Source organism: Tessaracoccus sp. (genome assembly GCF_016714275.1).
Classification (GTDB): domain Bacteria; phylum Actinomycetota; class Actinomycetes; order Propionibacteriales; family Propionibacteriaceae; genus Arachnia.
Map to the genome: position 1 here is coordinate 818,781 of NZ_JADJNP010000002.1, position 15,131 is coordinate 833,911.

The window sequence follows — 15,131 nt, forward strand, 5'->3', positions numbered from 1 at the left end:
CACGCCCAGATCCGAGGTCCGCGACCCTCGACTCCACGCCGACGGCGCGTTAGGCTGCCGAAATGGCGCGGTTCACACCCCTCGAGTGGCCGGTGTTTCGGCAGTTGCGCTCGTCCGACCGGTTCGGGCGAGGCGAGGCTGTCACGTCCGCGCAGACGCGTGCGACGACACCGCGCACCGCGACCGCCGACCGGGTCGTGCAGAGCGTGTGCCCCTACTGCGCCGTCGGCTGCGGCCAGAAGGTCTACGTCAAGGACGAGAAGGTCATCCAGATCGAGGGCGACCCGGACTCGCCGATCTCGCGCGGCCGCCTCTGCCCGAAGGGATCGGCCAGCGAGCAGTTGGTCAACTCGCCGAACCGGCAGACCGAGGTGCTGTACCGCGCGCCGTACGCCGCCGACTGGGAACGCATCCCGCTGAGGCGCGCCGTCGACATGATCGCCGACCGCTTCCTCGACGCGCGAAAGAAGTGGTGGCAGGACCACGACGAGCACGGTCGGCCGCTGCGCAGGACGATGGGGATCGCCTCGCTGGGCGGCGCGACGCTCGACAACGAGGAGAACTACCTCATCAAGAAGCTGTTCACCGCGGCGGGCGCCATCCAGATCGAGAACCAGGCCCGCATTTGACACTCCGCAACGGTTCCCAGTTTGGGGGCCTCGTTCGGCCGGGGCGGCGCGACGCAGCCGCTCCAGGACATGGCAAACGCCGACTGCATCGTGATCCAGGGCTCCAACATGGCCGAGTGCCACCCCGTCGGGTTCCAGTGGGTCGCGGAGGCCAAGGCACGCGGCGCGAAGGTCATCCACGTCGATCCGCGCTTCACGCGCACCTCCGCAGTAGCCGACAAGCACATCCCGATCCGGGCGGGCTCGGACATCGTGCTGCTCGGCGCGCTGATCAACTACGTGCTGAGCAACGACCTCTGGTTCCGCGACTATGTGGTCGCCTACACCAACGCGGCGACCATCGTGGGTGAGGACTTCCTCGACACCGAGGACCTCGACGGCCTTTTCTCGGGCTACGACCCGGACACCGGTACGTACGACAACGCCTCCTGGGCCTACCAGCCCGGCGACGGCACGACGCCCGACGAGGCCTTCGCCCGGGACGAGACGCTCCGGCACCCGCGGACCGTCTTCCAGATCCTGAGTCGCCACTACGCCCGGTACACGCCCGAGCTGGTCGCCGACACCTGCGGCATCTCCGAGGCCGATTTCGCATATCTCGCGCGCGCCGTCACCGAGAACTCGGGTCGCGACCGCACCACATGCTTCGCGTACGCCGTCGGCTGGACGCAGCACACGATGGGCGCCCAGTTCATCCGCACGGCTGCCATCCTGCAGCTGCTGCTCGGCAACATGGGCCGCCCCGGTGGCGGCGTCATGGCGCTGCGCGGGCACGCCAGCATCCAGGGGTCCACCGACATCCCGACGCTGTTCAACCTGCTGCCCGGCTACCTGCCCATGCCCAGCGTCGAGAAGACCACGCTGCGCAGGTACCTCGACGGCGTGGCCTCGCCGGGGCAGAAGGGCTTCTGGGCCAACGCCGACGCCTACACCATCAGCCTGCTGAAGGCTTGGTGGGGCGAGGCGGCGACGCCCGAGAACAGCTACGCCTACGACTACCTCCCCCGCCTCACGGGCCCACAGGGTACCTATCAGACGGTCGGCAGGATGATGGACGACGAGGTCGACGGCTACTTCCTCCTGGGCCAGAACCCTGCCGTCGGTTCCGCGCACGGGCGGATGCAACGGCTCGGCATGTCGCACCTGAAGTGGCTCGTCGTGCGCGACCTCGCGCTGATCGAGTCGGCGACGTGGTGGAAGGACGGCCCCGAGATCGCCTCGGGCGAGCTCAGAACCGAGGACATCGCCACCGAGGTTTTCTTCCTGCCCGCCGCCACCCACGTTGAGAAGAGCGGCACGTTCACCCAGACGCAGCGGCTGGTGCAGTGGCGCCACCAGGCGGTCCGGCCGCCGGGGCAGGCGCAGAGCGAGCTCGAGTTCTTCTACGAGCTGGGCGTGGCCATCCGCGCACGGCTGGCGGGCTCTACAGACCCGCGCGATCGTCCGCTGCTCGACCTCACCTGGGACTATCCGCTGGACGAGCACGGTCATCCCGACCCCGAGGCCGTACTGCGGGAGATCAACGGCACTCACCTGACCGGCGAGGCCGCCGGTCGGCCACTGTCGTCGTTCACCGAGATGCGCGCCGACGGGTCGACGTCGGGCGGCTGCTGGATCTACGCGGGCGTCTTCGCCGACGACGTCAACCAGGCGGCGCGTCGCCCTGCCAAGACGGCGCAGGACCCACACGGCGGCGATTGGGCCTGGGCGTGGCCGGCGAACCGTCGGCTCCTGTACAACCGCGCGTCAGCCGACCCGTCCGGCCGGCCGTGGAGCGAGCGCAAGAGGTACGTGTGGTGGGACGAGGAGAGCCAGAGGTGGACGGGATCGGACGTGCCCGACTTCCCCGTCGGCCTCGCGCCCGACGCCCGCCCGGAGCCCGGGGCGAGGGGTCCGGCGGCGCTCTCTGGGCTCGACGCCTTCATCATGCAGTCCGACGGCAAGGGCTGGCTTTTCGCACCGAAGGGCCTGGTCGACGGGCCGCTGCCGACGCACTACGAGCCGCAGGAGTCTCCGGTGGTCAACCCCGTCTATGGCCAGCAGCGCTCGCCGACGCGGATCACCATGAACAGCGCCGACAACCTCAGCGCGGCAAGCGGCGCGGAGCCGGGCGCGAACGTCTATCCGTACTCGTTCACCACCTACCGGCTGACCGAGCACCACACCGCGGGCGGCATGAGCCGGTGGCTGCCGTACCTCTCCGAGTTGCAGCCCGAGATGTTCTGCGAGGTCTCCCCGGAGCTGGCTGCGGAGTGCGGCCTTGAGCCGTACGGCTGGGCGACGATCGTCTCGCCGCGTGCCGTCATCGAGGCGAGGGTGCTGATCACTGACCGGGTCACGCCCCTGCGGATCGGCGGAAGAACGGTGCACCAGGTTGGCCTGCCGTACCACTGGGGCGTGGGCGGCGACGCGGTGGTCAGCGGCGACGCCGCCAACGACCTGCTCGGCATGGCCATGGACCCGAACGTGCTGATCCAGGAGTCGAAGGTGGGCTCGTGTGCCGTCCTGCCGGGGCGCCGTCCCCGAGGTGCGGCGCGGGCAGAACTGGTGGCCGAGTACCAGCGCCGCGCAGGCCTCACGGTCGCCACCGGCATCAGCGACGCCGACGAGGGCCCGCACGCAGACCACGGCGACATCCCGCCGAACGAGGCCTCCGCGGTACAGGCCCACGAGGGCTCCGCCGAGGCGAAGAAGCTGGATGAGGGGGACGCGGAATGAGCCTCACGGAGTCGACGAACCGGCCGGCGCAGCACGAAAGGCACCCCCGCAAGGGCTTCTTCACCGACACGTCGATCTGCATCGGCTGCAAGGCCTGCGAGGTGGCGTGCAAGGAGTGGAACCGCAACCCGGCCGACTCCACCTGGCGGCTGTCCGAGTCCTCGTACGACAACACGGGCCAGCTCGGCGCCGACACGTGGCGGCATGTCGCGTTCATCGAGCAGGACAAGGCAAAGATCGAGGCGGCACGCGAGAGCGGGCGGCGGCTTGTCGCGCTGGGCATGCCCACGCTCCGCCCCGACGACGACGCGGCACGGCCGGATACGCCTACCGGTACGACGCCGCCGGAAACCCCCGAGTTCCGCTGGCTGATGTCCTCGGACGTCTGCAAGCACTGCACCAACGCCGGATGCCTCGACGTGTGCCCGACGGGGGCGCTCTTCCGCACGGAGTTCGGCACCGTCGTCGTGCAGGCCGATGTCTGCAACGGCTGCGGCACGTGCGTCGCCGGATGCCCGTTCGGCGTGATCGAACGGCGCGCGGACGGGATCGCGGCGCCCGTCACCGACGGCCACCGCGACGACGGCCGGACCCAGCTGGGCGTCGTCGAGCGGCAGCACGAGGGCCTCATCCTGCGCGTGCTGCGCGAGCTCAAGGGCGACGACCGCAGCACGGACTTCACGCCGGGGACGCAGGCGCCGACGCCGCACCTCGGCGTGGCGCAGAAGTGCACGCTCTGCTACGACCGTCTGACCGACGCCGAGACGCCCGCCTGCGCGAAGGCGTGCCCCACGACGTCGATCACGTTCGGCGACCACGACGAGCTGGCCGAGGCGGCGCGCGCCCGGGTGCGCACGCTGCACACGCAGGGCCGCACCGAGGCGCGGCTCTACGGCGCGAACCCGAACGACGGCGTCGGCGGCACCGGCTCGATCTTCCTGCTGCTGGACGAGCCCGAGGTCTACGGCCTCCCGCCGGATCCGCGCGTGGCGACCGCGGATCTTCCGCGGATGTACGCACGCGCGGGCCTCGCCGCGCTCGGCATGGTGGGCGCGGTGGCGCTTGCGTTCCTGACCGGAGGCCGACGATGAGCACATCCGAGTTCGACGCCTACCGCCCACCGGAGCAGGCCCGCCGCAGGGGTCGGGGCCGTCGTCGCGGCGGGCCGGGCCGGGGCGCGGGTGCTGCCGACGGCTCGCGCGAGATGCCGACGGTGCCGGAGGCCGAGTTCGAAAGCTACTACGACCGGCCCATCGTGAAGCCGCCGCCGTGGGGCAACCCGATCGCGACGTACCTGTTCCTCGGCGGGGTCGCGGGCGGGTCGGCGCTGCTCGGCGTGGGCGGCCAGCTCACCGGAAACCAGACGCTGCGTCGGAACTCGCGGCTCGCGGCGTTGGCCGCGGCCGTGTGGGGGTCTGCGTCGCTGATCGGCGACCTCGGCCGCCCCACCCGGTTCCTCAACATGTTCCGCACGTTCAAGGTGAGCTCGCCGATGAGCGTCGGCGCCTGGATCCTCGGCGCGTTCGGGACCGCTTCGGGCATCGCGGCGACGGCAGAGGTCGACGACATGACCGGTCGGCGCGCGCCGCTCGGCCCGCTGCGTGGCCTGCTGCACTGGGCGGCGACGCCTGCCGGCGTCGCCACAGGCGCGCTCGCCGCGCCGTTGGCCGCCTACACGGGCGTGCTGCTGGCCGACACAGCGAACCCGACGTGGAACGCCGCGAAGGACGAGCTCGCGTTCGTGTTCGTCGGCTCTGCCAGCCTCGCCTCCGGTGGGCTCGCAATGATCACCACACCCGTCGAGGACGCACACCCCGCCCGCATCCTCGCGGTGACGGGCGCCGCGGCGGAGCTGGTCGCCTCCGAGCTGATGGAGCGCAGGATGGACCAGGTAGCGGCGGAGCCGCTGCACGACGGCACGCCCGGTGCGCTGTTGCGATGGAGCAAGCGGCTGGTGATCGCGGGCGGGATCGGCACCCTGTTCGCCGGCCGCAGCCGTGCTCTTTCGGTCATCAGCGGCGCCGCCCTAGTCGCGGGCTCCGCGCTGACCCGCTACGGCGTCCTCCAGGCGGGCCTGAACTCCGCGAAGGATCCGCGCTACGTCGTCGTCCCCCAGAAGCAGCGCCTGAAGGAGCGCCGCGACGCCGGTGTCGTCGACGACTCCGTCACGACGGCCGGGTAGCAGCTCGTCTCCCCCTGCGGGTGCCCAAATTCGCATGCAACCGGGTTCGTCGCTCAGGCGTATCTTCCTCAAAGGGAGGAAAACCAGATGAACGAGGAACAGTTCGACCACCTCTACACCGACTCATACACGCGCCTGGTCGGACACATCTACGCCATGTGCGGCAACCTGCCAGAAGCACAAGACTGCGTACAAGAAGCATTCATCCGCGCCTGGGACAAACGACAAACACTCAACCACACGGACAACCCAGAAGCCTGGATCCGCACCACCGCCTACCGCCTCGCCATCAGCCGCTGGCGCAAAACCATCCGCGCCCTCCGACCCCCCGACCGCGCGTTGCAGGCCCAACCCGTCGCCGAACCCAGCCCCGACCGCGTCGCCGTCGCCGCAGCCCTCGCGCAACTCCCCGCCGACCAACGACGAGCCATCGTCCTCTACCACCTCTGCGACCTCACCGTCGCCGAAGTAGCCCACGAAGTCGGCTCACCCACCGGCACCATCAAAGCCCGACTCTCCCGAGGCCGCACCACCCTCGCCCGCCTCCTCAACACCGACTTGGAGGCCCACCATGCCTGACCGCATCCCCCAACTCGACCACCTCGCCACCGCCGCAAAGGAGACCCCCATGCTGTCCCCAGCAGAGATCCGACGCCACGGCGACCGCCGCCGCGCCACCCGCCACACCACCAGCGCCATCGCCGCCGTCCTCGCCCTCAGCGTCGGCGGTGTGACCGTGTGGAACAGCCCGCTGTTCGACAACATCCGCACGCCGCAATGGGCAGAACAGGTCCCCGGGCCCACGACTCCGACTACACAGTCTCCGCTGAACCCGATGACCACCCCCAGCCAGGACCCGTCCGAGATTCCGATGCCGGACCCGAACAACCCCGGCCCGCCCGCCCCGACGTGGGACAACCTGCCGAAGCCCGAGCTGTTCGCGTTCGACCACCCGGACTACGTCGACAGGATCAGCAACGAACGCGAGAGCCTCGAGGGCGCCCCCATTGGCGCCTGCGCACCGGACTCCGTCGGCGCACCGAACCGGGTACTCGTGCGGGAGTTCGGCGGCGGAGACACCGCGGACGCGACCTACCGCTGGGTCGTTGTGCTGGGCTACCCCAGCGTCGACGAGGCCATCACCGGCTTCGAGGCCATCCGCGACGGCGCGAAGGGCTGCGACGAACAGCTGACCGCGGACAGCATGACCCCGCGGATCGAGGACCAGACGAAGCTCGCTGACTTCGATCGCGGCGAGGACACCGATTTCAGCAGCGTGCTCGCCAGCGGCTACCGCGAAGACGAGTCCGGCCTGTTCAGCGAAACGGTCGTCCTCCGCTCCGGTCCCCGCGTCCTGTGGACGAGCACCACCGCCCAGAACGGCGACCTCCCCGTCGACTGGAACTGCGTCCCAAACGAGGACCCGGACATGCAGCAGTGCGAGGTACCCGCCGTCCTCCCCGAGCTGTTGAGCCTGCTCGACAAGTAGCGGCGCGTCCCGGGGCGAGCAGGAATCAGCGGATACGGATGCCGGCGCCCGCGACCGTCTCGCCGATCACCGGGTAACCCGGCAGCTCGCCGACGACGAGCAAGCCCCCAGAGGTCTGGGCATCCGCGAGCAGGATCAGGTCGTCGTCCGAGACGTCCGCGACGTGGAGGTGCGGACGCACCCAGTCGAGGTTGCGGCGCGACCCGCCGGGGACGACGCCCTCGGCGAGCGACTCCCTCGCACCGTCGATGACAGGGACGGCCGCCACGTCGATGACGGCCCCGACTCTCGAGGCCCGGCACATCTTGAACAGATGCCCCAACAAGCCGAATCCGGTGACGTCGGTGGCTGCGCGCACCCCGGCGGTGACGGCTGCTCGGGCGGCATCACGGTTGAGCGCCACCATCTGCGCGACGGCGTGCGGGAACGCCTCGCCGGTGCGCTTGTGCCGGTTGTTCAGCACGCCGACGCCGATCGGCTTTGTCAGCGTGATCGGCAGCCCTGGCCGCGCGGCGTCGTTGCGCATCAGCTCCGCGGGGTTCGCGACCCCCGTGACGGCCATGCCGTACTTGGGTTCCGGATCGTCGATCGAGTGGCCGCCTGTCACCGGGCACCCCGCCTCGGCGGCGACCTCGAGGCCGCCCCGCAGCACCTCGGTCAGCATCGCCATGGGCAGCTTCTCCCGCGGCCAGCCCACCAGGTTGATCGCGGTGATCGGCGTGCCGCCCATCGCGTAGATGTCGGAGAGCGCGTTCGCGGCGGCGATCCGCCCCCAGTCGTACGGGTCGTCGACGACGGGGGTGAAGAAGTCGGCGGTCGACAGCACCGCGAGGTCGTCGCGGACACGCACCGCGGCAGCGTCGTCGCCGTCGTCGAGGCCGACGAGCACGCTCGGCGAGGTTTGGCCGACAAGCCCGCGCACGGCGTCCTCGAGCTCGCCCGGCGGGATCTTGCAGGCGCACCCGCCGCCCCTCGCGTACCCGGTCAGCCGTCCGATGTCCTGTGCAGTTTCCATTCGCTGAGGCTACGCCTAGTAGCCTCCTACCCGGAGGCGTCTGCGTCCTGGTGGGCGTCCCGGTCTTCAAAACCGGTGAGGCCGAGGATCTCGGTCTGGCGGGTTCGATTCCCGTCCGCCTCCGCCAACCTTTTGCGGTGAGGAGCGAGGATGGACGATCCGCGACGGCGCGTGCCGCGCACTGACCACTTGCTCGCGCTGCCCATCGTCGCCGTTGCCAGGGCTCGACTCGCCGAGCAAGCCATCCGCGACGCCGTCGCTCGGGTGCAGGAGCGCGTACGCGAAGGCCGGTTGGCGGCGGAAGAGGCCGCGGCGGCGCTGGGGCGCGAGCTGGACGCGCGCCGGCCCGACACCATCACCCCTGTGCTGAACGCGACCGGGGTTGTCGTACACACCAACCTCGGCCGGGCCCCGCTCTCCGCCGCGGCCGCCGAGGCGCTCACCAGGGCCGCAGGCTACGCGGACATCGAACTCGACCTCGAAACCGGCAAGCGCGGGCCTCGCGGCGCCGGCGCACACCGGGCACTGCTCGCGGCGTGTCCCGCGGCGGAGGCCGCGCTGATCGTCAACAACGGCGCGGCGGCGCTGCTGCTCGCGGTCACGGCGCTCGGCGGCGGGCGCGAGATCGTGGTGAGCCGCGGCGAGCTGATCGAGATCGGCGCCGGGTTCCGGCTGCCCGACCTGATGGAGACCACGGGATCGCGCCTGCGCGAGGTCGGCTCCACCAACCGCACCCATCCGGCCGACTACGCGCGAGTGCTCGGCCCCGAGACCGGCTGCGTCGTCAAGGCGCACACCAGCAACTTCCGCGTCACTGGATTCACCTCCGACGTCGGCGTCGCGGCCCTTCGGGGGCTGCTCGACGAGCACGCCGCGGCGCGCGGTGTCCGCATCCCGCTGGTCGTCGACCTCGGCAGCGGGCTCATCGACCCCGACCCCGCGCTCCCCCACGAGCCCGATATCACCGGCGCGCTCCGCGCCGGGGCCAACGTCGTGATCGCGAGCGGAGACAAGCTGCTCGGCGGTCCCCAGGCGGGCATCCTGCTGGGGCGGACCGATGCGATCGGACGCCTTGCCACGCACCCGCTCGCGCGTGCCGTACGTGCCGACAAGCTCGCCCTGGCGGCGCTCGAGGCGACCCTCCGAGGGCCGGCCACCCCCGTCGCCACCTTCCTGCATGCCGACCCCGACGCCCTCGGTCGCCGAGCGCTCGCCGTCGCAGACGGGCTCAACGCCGTCGTCGGCACCGAGGCGAGGGTGGTGCCGCACGACGGAAGGGTCGGGGGCGGCGGCGCCCCAGGCCGGCCGTTGCCGGGCTGGGCGATCGAGTTGCCGGAGGCCTACGCCGAGCGATTGCGCCGGCACGCCGTCGTCGGCCGGGTGCACCAGGACCGCTGCCTCGTCGACCTGCGCTGCGTGCCGGAGGATCAGGACGGCGCACTCCTCGCCGCGCTGATCGCCGTCGCGGGCGAGCGCTGAGCCGTGTACGTCGTCGCGACGGCGGGCCACGTCGACCACGGCAAGTCGACCCTCGTCCGGGCGCTCACCGGCATGGAGCCCGACCGCTGGGAGGAGGAGCGGCGGCGCGGGCTCACCATCGACCTCGGCTTCGCCTGGACCACGCTGCCGTCGGGCCGCGAGGTCGCCTTCGTCGACGTTCCCGGGCACGAGCGCTTCTTGGCCAACATGCTCGCGGGCGTCGGCCCGGCGCCGGTGGTCTGCTTCGTGGTGGCCGCCGACAAGGGCTGGCAGGAGCAGTCGTCGGACCATCGCGACGTGATTGCTGCGCTCGGCATCCGGCACGGCATCGTCGTCGTCACGCGGGCCGACCGCGCCCCGGATCTGGTCCCGCACACCGTTGCCGAGACGCGATCCGCTCTCGCCGGGACGCCGTTGGAGGACGCACCGGTCGTGGTGGTCTCCGGGACGACGGGCATCGGCCTCGACGATCTCCGGCACCGGCTCGACGACGTGTTGGCCGCGGCACCAGCTCCCGACCCCGCCGCCCGGGTGCGGCTGTGGGTCGACCGCTCGTTTACCATCAAGGGCGCGGGCACCGTCATCACCGGCAGCCTCACAGCAGGCGCGCTGCGGCGGGGCGACCACCTGCTCCTCGTCGCCCCCGACGGCCTCCGCGCGGTAGGCGTGCGGGGACTGCAGAGCCGCAACGCCGCCGAGACCGCGGTGGTGGCGCACGCCCGAGTCGCGGTCAACCTGCGCGACGTCGAGGCCCCCTCCGTGCACCGCGGTGATGCACTGGTCACGCCGGATGCCTGGGTGATCGTCGACACGGTCGACATCCGCCGCACCCTCGGCACTCCGTTCACCGAGGCACCCCGGCAGTTCGTCGCCCACATCGGTGCCGCCGCCGTCGAGGCGCGGCTACGCCCGTTCGATGACGACCACGCCCGGCTCACACTCGCCCGCCCGCTCCCCCTGCAGCTCTGCGACCGGTTCGTGCTGCGCAACCCAGGCAGCGCGTCGGTCCTCGCGGGTGCCCTGGTTCTCGACGTGGACGTCCCCGCCCTCAGCAGGCGCGGCGACGGCGCGCGCCGGGCCCGGGCGCTTGCCGCCCTCGCCGAGTCCGGCGATCCCGCCGCGGAGGTGCGGCGCCGCGGCGCCATCCGCGTCGAGCGGCTGCGTGCCTTCGGCATCGCCGCGCTCGCGCAGGTTCCCGACGGCCTGGTCTCCGCGCTCGACGGCGCGTGGTGGGTCGACCCCGTCACGCTCGACCGCTGGGCAAGGACGCTGTGGGCGGCCGCAACCTCACGGCTGCGGGACGACCCCCTTGCGCCCGGCCTTGCCCAGGGGGCCGCGCTCGATCTGCTCTTGAGGCCGCCGTCGAAGAACCTCGGCACGCCGTCCGAGATCCCGCCGCTGCCCGCCGCTGTGCTGCTCCCACTCGTCGCCGAGCGCGCCGGGCTAGAGGCCCGGGGCGGAGTGCTCGTTCCACACGGCCACATCGTCGGCCTGGGATCGGCCGAGTCCGCGGTCGCCGAGGTCGAACGCCGGCTGCGCGCCGACCCGTTCGCCGCGCCAGAGGCCGAGGAACTCGATGAGCTTGGCCTAGGACCGCGCGAACTCGCCGCCGCGGAGCGCGCCGGACTCCTGCTCCGCCTCGCGGATCGGGTAGTCCTGCTGCCCACGGGCCCGGCCCTCGCGATGCGACGCCTGGCGACACTCGACCAGCCCTTCACCACCAGCGAGGCCCGGCAGGCGTTGGGCACGACGAGGCGCGTCGTCATCCCGCTGCTCGAGCACCTCGACGCTCGTGGTTGGACTCGTCGTGTCGATCCCGTTCACCGCATGGCTAAGAGCTGACCACAAGTCCATTGGTTTCGACGCGGACCTGGGCGCTTCGCGCCGCGGGTCCGGCTCAACCAGCGGTCAGGTCACCACCGACTCAACCGGCATCACGCGCTGACGTCAATCGCGCCCCGGTGAGTATCCCCACCGAGGCGCGATCTGCCCAACCAGCGGTCAGCTCACCAGCGACTTCGCGGTGTTGGCGACGTTGTCGGCGGTGAAGCCGAACTCCTCGAAGCACTTATTGCCCGACGCGGAGGCACCGAAGTGTTCGATGCTGACCGATGCGCCGGCCGGGCCGACGTACTTCGTCCACCCCATCGCGATGCCTGCCTCGACGCTCACGCGCGCGGTGACCGCGGCCGGCAGGACCGACTCGCGGTACTCGGCCGGCTGCTCGTCGAACCACTCCTGGCAGGGCATCGACACCACACGGGTCGCGATGCCGTCGGCCTGGAGCTGGTCCTGAGCCGCCAACGCGACGGCCACCTCGGAACCGGTGGCGATCAGGATGACCTGGAGCTCGCCCTGTTCCTCGCTGACCACGTACGCGCCCTGGGCCACGCCCTCGGCGGAGGCGTACCGGTCACCGCGGGCGATGGTCGGAAGATCCTGGCGCGAAAGGATCAGGCCTGACGGGCGGGACGCGCGGCGCAGGATCTCGCCCCATGCGACGGAGGTCTCGTTCGCGTCCGCCGGGCGCACGATGTCAAGACCGGGGATCGCGCGCAACGCAGCGAGGTGTTCGATCGGCTGATGCGTCGGGCCGTCCTCGCCCACACCCACCGAGTCATGCGACCACACGAAGATCGACGGCACACCCATCAGCGCGGCGAGCCGCACCGCGGGGCGCATGTAGTCGGCGAACACCAGGAACGTGCCACCGTAAGCCCGGGTCAGTCCGGAAAGCGTGATCCCGTTGACGATGCCGCCCATCGCGTGCTCGCGGATCCCGAAGTGCAGGGTCCGCCCGAACGGGTTGCCCTTCCACTCCTTCGTCGAACGGACCTCGGGCAGGAAGCTCGGCTCGCCCTTCATCGTCGTGTTGTTCGACCCCGCCAAGTCAGCAGAGCCACCCCACAACTCCGGCAGCTGATCGGCAAGCGCGGACAGCACGTCCCCGGAAGCGGCGCGGGTCGACTTCTTGCCCTCCTCGAACACCGGCAGCGTCAGGTCCTCGGGCAGCTTGCGGGCCTGAACCCGCTGCAGCAGCGTGACGCCCTCCGGGTTGGCCTCTGCCCACTCCGCGAACTTGACGTCCCACTCGGCCCGCACCGTCGCGGCCCGGCCCGCAAGACTCGCCCGCGCGTGCGCAACGGCATCCTTGTCGACGGCAAACGGCTTCTGCTCGAACCCGAGCAGGGTCTTCATCGCGGCGATCTCGTCGCCACCGATCTTCGCGCCGTGCACCGAGTGCGAGCCCTGCTTGTTCGGCAGCGGCCATCCGATCACCGTGGTCAGCTTGATGAAGCTCGGCTTGTCCGTGACCGCCTTCGCCGCCTCGATCGCGTCGTACAGCGCCTGGACATCTTCCTTGTACTCGGTCCCACCGTTGGTCCAGTCGACGTGCTGCACGTGCCAGCCGTACGCCTCGTACCTGGCTGCGGCATCCTCGGTGAACGAGATATCGGTCTCGCCCTCGATGGTGATGCGGTTGTCGTCGTAGATCAGCACCAGATTGCCCAGGTTCTGGGTCGCCGCCAGCGACGACGCCTCCGACGAGACACCCTCCTGAAGACACCCGTCGCCGGCGATCGTGTACACGTAGTGGTCGAACACGGACTCACCCAGCGGCGTCTCCGGGTCGAAGATGCCGTGCTCGCGGCGGGCCGCCATCGCCATGCCCACAGCGTTCGAGATACCCGCACCCAACGGACCCGTCGTGCACTCCACGAACTTCGTGTGACCGTACTCCGGATGCCCCGGCGTCAGCGAACCCCACGTCCGCAACGACTCGATGTCACCCAGCTCAAGACCGAGACCGCCCAGGTACAGCTGCGTGTACTGCGTCAACGACGCGTGACCGGCCGAAAGAACGAACCGGTCCCGGCCGATCCATCCCTCGTCGGAAGGATCGATGTTCATCACCTTCTGATAGAGCAGATATGCCACCGGAGCCAGCGACACCGGCGTCCCCGGGTGCCCGTTGCCGACCTTCTCGACGGCGTCGACGGCCAGAATCCGGGCCGTATCAACCGCGCGGGTGTCCTGTTCGGTCCACTCAATAGTCACGTGTTCTTCCTTACTGCTTCGTTTTGGCCAACCCTATCGCGGCCTAGTGTCGCGTGTCGGAGGTAGGTTGATGGATTCTGGTGTCCCAGTGGATGGATCGCAAGGCCGACGAGCGAGGGAGCACTTGGTCGTTCATCGAGCGAGGAGAACGCAGCGAGGCGCCGCTGGGGCGCCAGAAACCGCAAGCTACTTCCGACACGCGGCACCAGGGCCTGTTGCGGAAGCGGTGGCCGTAGCGAGCAGGGCCCTAGCCCCGTGATGCCTCGGACACGGGATGTGAACGGTCACGCTCACTCGCCGTCGTCAGCCCAGATGATGTTGGGGCCGTAGGAGGCGGGCAGGTCTGCGGCCGAGATCGTCGTCGCCATGCGATCGTCCTCGCCGACGCCCTTCTGCCGACCACCGGGCTCGACGGGGCGGATGGACTCTCCCAGCGCCTCGCGGACCAGCTTCTGGATGCCCTCGGGCTCCGAGGGATCGAACGTGCGTGTCTCCGCCATGTACCTACGCCTCCCTCGTGACGGGCGGCTCCGAGGACCAGGGGAAGACGATCCAGTCGTCGGTGGCGCGCCACACGAAGTCGGGTTGGATGAGGGTGCGCGGCTTCGAGTAGAGAACCGCCGAGCGCACCTCCGCACCGAACCCTCGCAGCAGCTTGATCACCAAGCCGAGCGTGCGCCCGGAGTCGGCGACGTCGTCGACGACGAGGATCCGCTTGCCCGCGATGGACTCGGTGTCCAGCATCGGGGCGAGCAGCACCGGGTCCGGAAGGGTCTGGTTGACGTCGGTGTAGAACTCGACGTTGATCGCGTCGGAGAGCTTGACCCCCAGCGCGTAGGTCAGGGCGCCCGCGAGGCAAAGACCGCCGCGCGCGACCGCGATGATGACGTCGGGCTCGAAGCCCGAGTTCGCGATGTCCTGTGCGAGCTCACGGTTCGCCGTCCCCAGTCCCTCCCAGGTCAGGATCTCCTTGGTGTCCAGGTCGCTCGAGTCAGCGTGGTAAGCCATGGCGTCATGCTAGTGGTGCGTCCCCGTCAGTCGGGGGCAGGTCCGTCGAAGACTCTCGTCATGAAAACCGCGTCGAGCCAACGGCCGAACTTGCGGCCCACCTGCGGCAGTCGCCCCGTCTCCTCGAAGCCGAGGCGGCGGTGGAAGGCGATGGACTTCTCGTTGTCGGCATCGATCACGCCGACCATGACGTGGACGCCGCGTCCGCTCGCGTAGTCGATCAGCGCGTTCATCAGCATCCGGCCGCCGCCCGAGGCCCGCTTCCCCTCAGCGATATAGATGCTGTGTTCCACCGTCGGCGCCCAGCCGGCGAGCGTACGGAACGGACCGTAGCTGGCGAACCCGGAGACAGCGCCGTCGTCGGTCACGAGGACAAGTACCGGGCAGTCGGCGGCGGTCAACCGTGCGAACCAGGCGTTCCTGTCCTCCAGGGTGACGGGTTCGAGGGCCCACGAGGCGGTGGTGCCGACCCCGGCGTCGTTGTAGATCGCCGTGATGTCCGGGAGATCGCTCTGACGGGCGGGGCGAATGGTCGGCATGCGTTGCATCCTA

At 70.4% G+C, this 15,131-nt stretch carries 12 protein-coding genes and 1 tRNA gene; 8 read left to right on the forward strand and 5 right to left on the reverse strand.

Annotated features, from left to right (window positions below):
* The first annotated feature begins 62 nt into the window (after positions 1 to 62).
* From fdnG to IPJ61_RS12485, 5 genes are all read left to right on the forward strand, one after another.
* A complete protein-coding gene (gene fdnG, locus IPJ61_RS12465) occupies positions 63 to 3,347 on the forward strand; it encodes a formate dehydrogenase-N subunit alpha (RefSeq protein WP_297107769.1) in 3,285 nt (1,094 codons plus the stop codon).
* Positions 3,344 to 4,438 (forward strand): 4Fe-4S dicluster domain-containing protein, encoded by a 1,095-nt coding sequence (locus IPJ61_RS12470; protein WP_297107772.1) that lies wholly within the window; start codon positions 3,344 to 3,346, stop codon positions 4,436 to 4,438. The genes fdnG and IPJ61_RS12470 overlap by 4 nt, the downstream gene beginning before the upstream one ends.
* Positions 4,435 to 5,529, forward strand: coding sequence for an NrfD/PsrC family molybdoenzyme membrane anchor subunit (gene nrfD, locus IPJ61_RS12475; protein WP_297107775.1), 1,095 nt, complete (start codon positions 4,435 to 4,437; stop codon positions 5,527 to 5,529). Before IPJ61_RS12470 ends, nrfD begins: the two co-directional genes overlap by 4 nt.
* A gap of 87 nt (positions 5,530 to 5,616) precedes the next feature.
* Entirely contained in the window at positions 5,617 to 6,108 is a 492-nt protein-coding gene (locus IPJ61_RS12480) for an RNA polymerase sigma factor (protein ID WP_297107777.1), read from the forward strand.
* Positions 6,101 to 7,018: a hypothetical protein gene (locus tag IPJ61_RS12485; protein WP_297107779.1), complete on the forward strand. Its 918-nt coding sequence runs from the start codon at positions 6,101 to 6,103 to the stop codon at positions 7,016 to 7,018. Before IPJ61_RS12480 ends, IPJ61_RS12485 begins: the two co-directional genes overlap by 8 nt.
* 25 nt (positions 7,019 to 7,043) lie before the next feature.
* On the opposite strand, the gene selD is transcribed toward IPJ61_RS12485, so the two are convergent.
* Positions 7,044 to 8,033, reverse strand: a complete 990-nt coding sequence (selD, locus tag IPJ61_RS12490) for a selenide, water dikinase SelD (RefSeq protein WP_297107781.1) — start codon at positions 8,031 to 8,033, stop codon at positions 7,044 to 7,046.
* A gap of 32 nt (positions 8,034 to 8,065) precedes the next feature.
* On the opposite strand from selD, the gene IPJ61_RS12495 reads away from it, so the two are divergent.
* From IPJ61_RS12495 to selB, 3 genes are all read left to right on the forward strand, one after another.
* Positions 8,066 to 8,160 (forward strand) — tRNA-Sec (locus tag IPJ61_RS12495).
* A 23-nt stretch (positions 8,161 to 8,183) separates the two neighbouring features.
* A complete protein-coding gene (selA, locus tag IPJ61_RS12500) occupies positions 8,184 to 9,512 on the forward strand; it encodes an L-seryl-tRNA(Sec) selenium transferase (RefSeq protein ID WP_297107782.1) in 1,329 nt (442 codons plus the stop codon).
* 3 nt (positions 9,513 to 9,515) lie between these two features.
* Positions 9,516 to 11,354, forward strand: coding sequence for a selenocysteine-specific translation elongation factor (gene selB, locus IPJ61_RS12505; RefSeq protein ID WP_297107786.1), 1,839 nt, complete (start codon positions 9,516 to 9,518; stop codon positions 11,352 to 11,354).
* A gap of 159 nt (positions 11,355 to 11,513) precedes the next feature.
* On the opposite strand, the gene tkt is transcribed toward selB, so the two are convergent.
* The 4 genes from tkt to IPJ61_RS12525 form a co-directional block, all read right to left on the reverse strand.
* Positions 11,514 to 13,571, reverse strand: a complete 2,058-nt coding sequence (gene tkt / locus IPJ61_RS12510) for a transketolase (protein ID WP_297107789.1) — start codon at positions 13,569 to 13,571, stop codon at positions 11,514 to 11,516.
* A gap of 290 nt (positions 13,572 to 13,861) precedes the next feature.
* Positions 13,862 to 14,071: a hypothetical protein gene (locus tag IPJ61_RS12515; protein ID WP_297107792.1), complete on the reverse strand. Its 210-nt coding sequence runs from the start codon at positions 14,069 to 14,071 to the stop codon at positions 13,862 to 13,864.
* Positions 14,072 to 14,075: 4 nt separating this feature from the next.
* Complete coding sequence (locus IPJ61_RS12520; RefSeq protein ID WP_297107795.1) at positions 14,076 to 14,579, reverse strand: phosphoribosyltransferase; 504 nt, start codon at positions 14,577 to 14,579, stop codon at positions 14,076 to 14,078.
* Positions 14,580 to 14,605: 26 nt separating this feature from the next.
* The gene (locus tag IPJ61_RS12525; RefSeq protein ID WP_297107798.1) at positions 14,606 to 15,118 is read right to left on the reverse strand and encodes a GNAT family N-acetyltransferase; all 513 of its coding nucleotides are present in this window, start codon (positions 15,116 to 15,118) and stop codon (positions 14,606 to 14,608) included.
* Positions 15,119 to 15,131: the final 13 nt, after the last annotated feature.

Excerpts from the sequence above, each read along its gene's own strand:
- IPJ61_RS12470 (WP_297107772.1), top strand. The coding sequence starts at position 3,344 with ATGAGCCTCACGGAGTCGACGAACCGGCCGGCGCAGCACGAAAGGCAC.
- nrfD (WP_297107775.1), top strand. The coding sequence starts at position 4,435 with ATGAGCACATCCGAGTTCGACGCCTACCGCCCACCGGAGCAGGCCCGC.
- IPJ61_RS12480 (WP_297107777.1), top strand. The coding sequence starts at position 5,617 with ATGAACGAGGAACAGTTCGACCACCTCTACACCGACTCATACACGCGC.
- IPJ61_RS12485 (WP_297107779.1), top strand. The coding sequence starts at position 6,101 with ATGCCTGACCGCATCCCCCAACTCGACCACCTCGCCACCGCCGCAAAG.
- selD (WP_297107781.1), bottom strand. The coding sequence starts at position 8,033 with ATGGAAACTGCACAGGACATCGGACGGCTGACCGGGTACGCGAGGGGC.
- selA (WP_297107782.1), top strand. The coding sequence starts at position 8,184 with ATGGACGATCCGCGACGGCGCGTGCCGCGCACTGACCACTTGCTCGCG.
- IPJ61_RS12515 (WP_297107792.1), bottom strand. The coding sequence starts at position 14,071 with ATGGCGGAGACACGCACGTTCGATCCCTCGGAGCCCGAGGGCATCCAG.
- IPJ61_RS12520 (WP_297107795.1), bottom strand. The coding sequence starts at position 14,579 with ATGGCTTACCACGCTGACTCGAGCGACCTGGACACCAAGGAGATCCTG.
- IPJ61_RS12525 (WP_297107798.1), bottom strand. The coding sequence starts at position 15,118 with ATGCCGACCATTCGCCCCGCCCGTCAGAGCGATCTCCCGGACATCACG.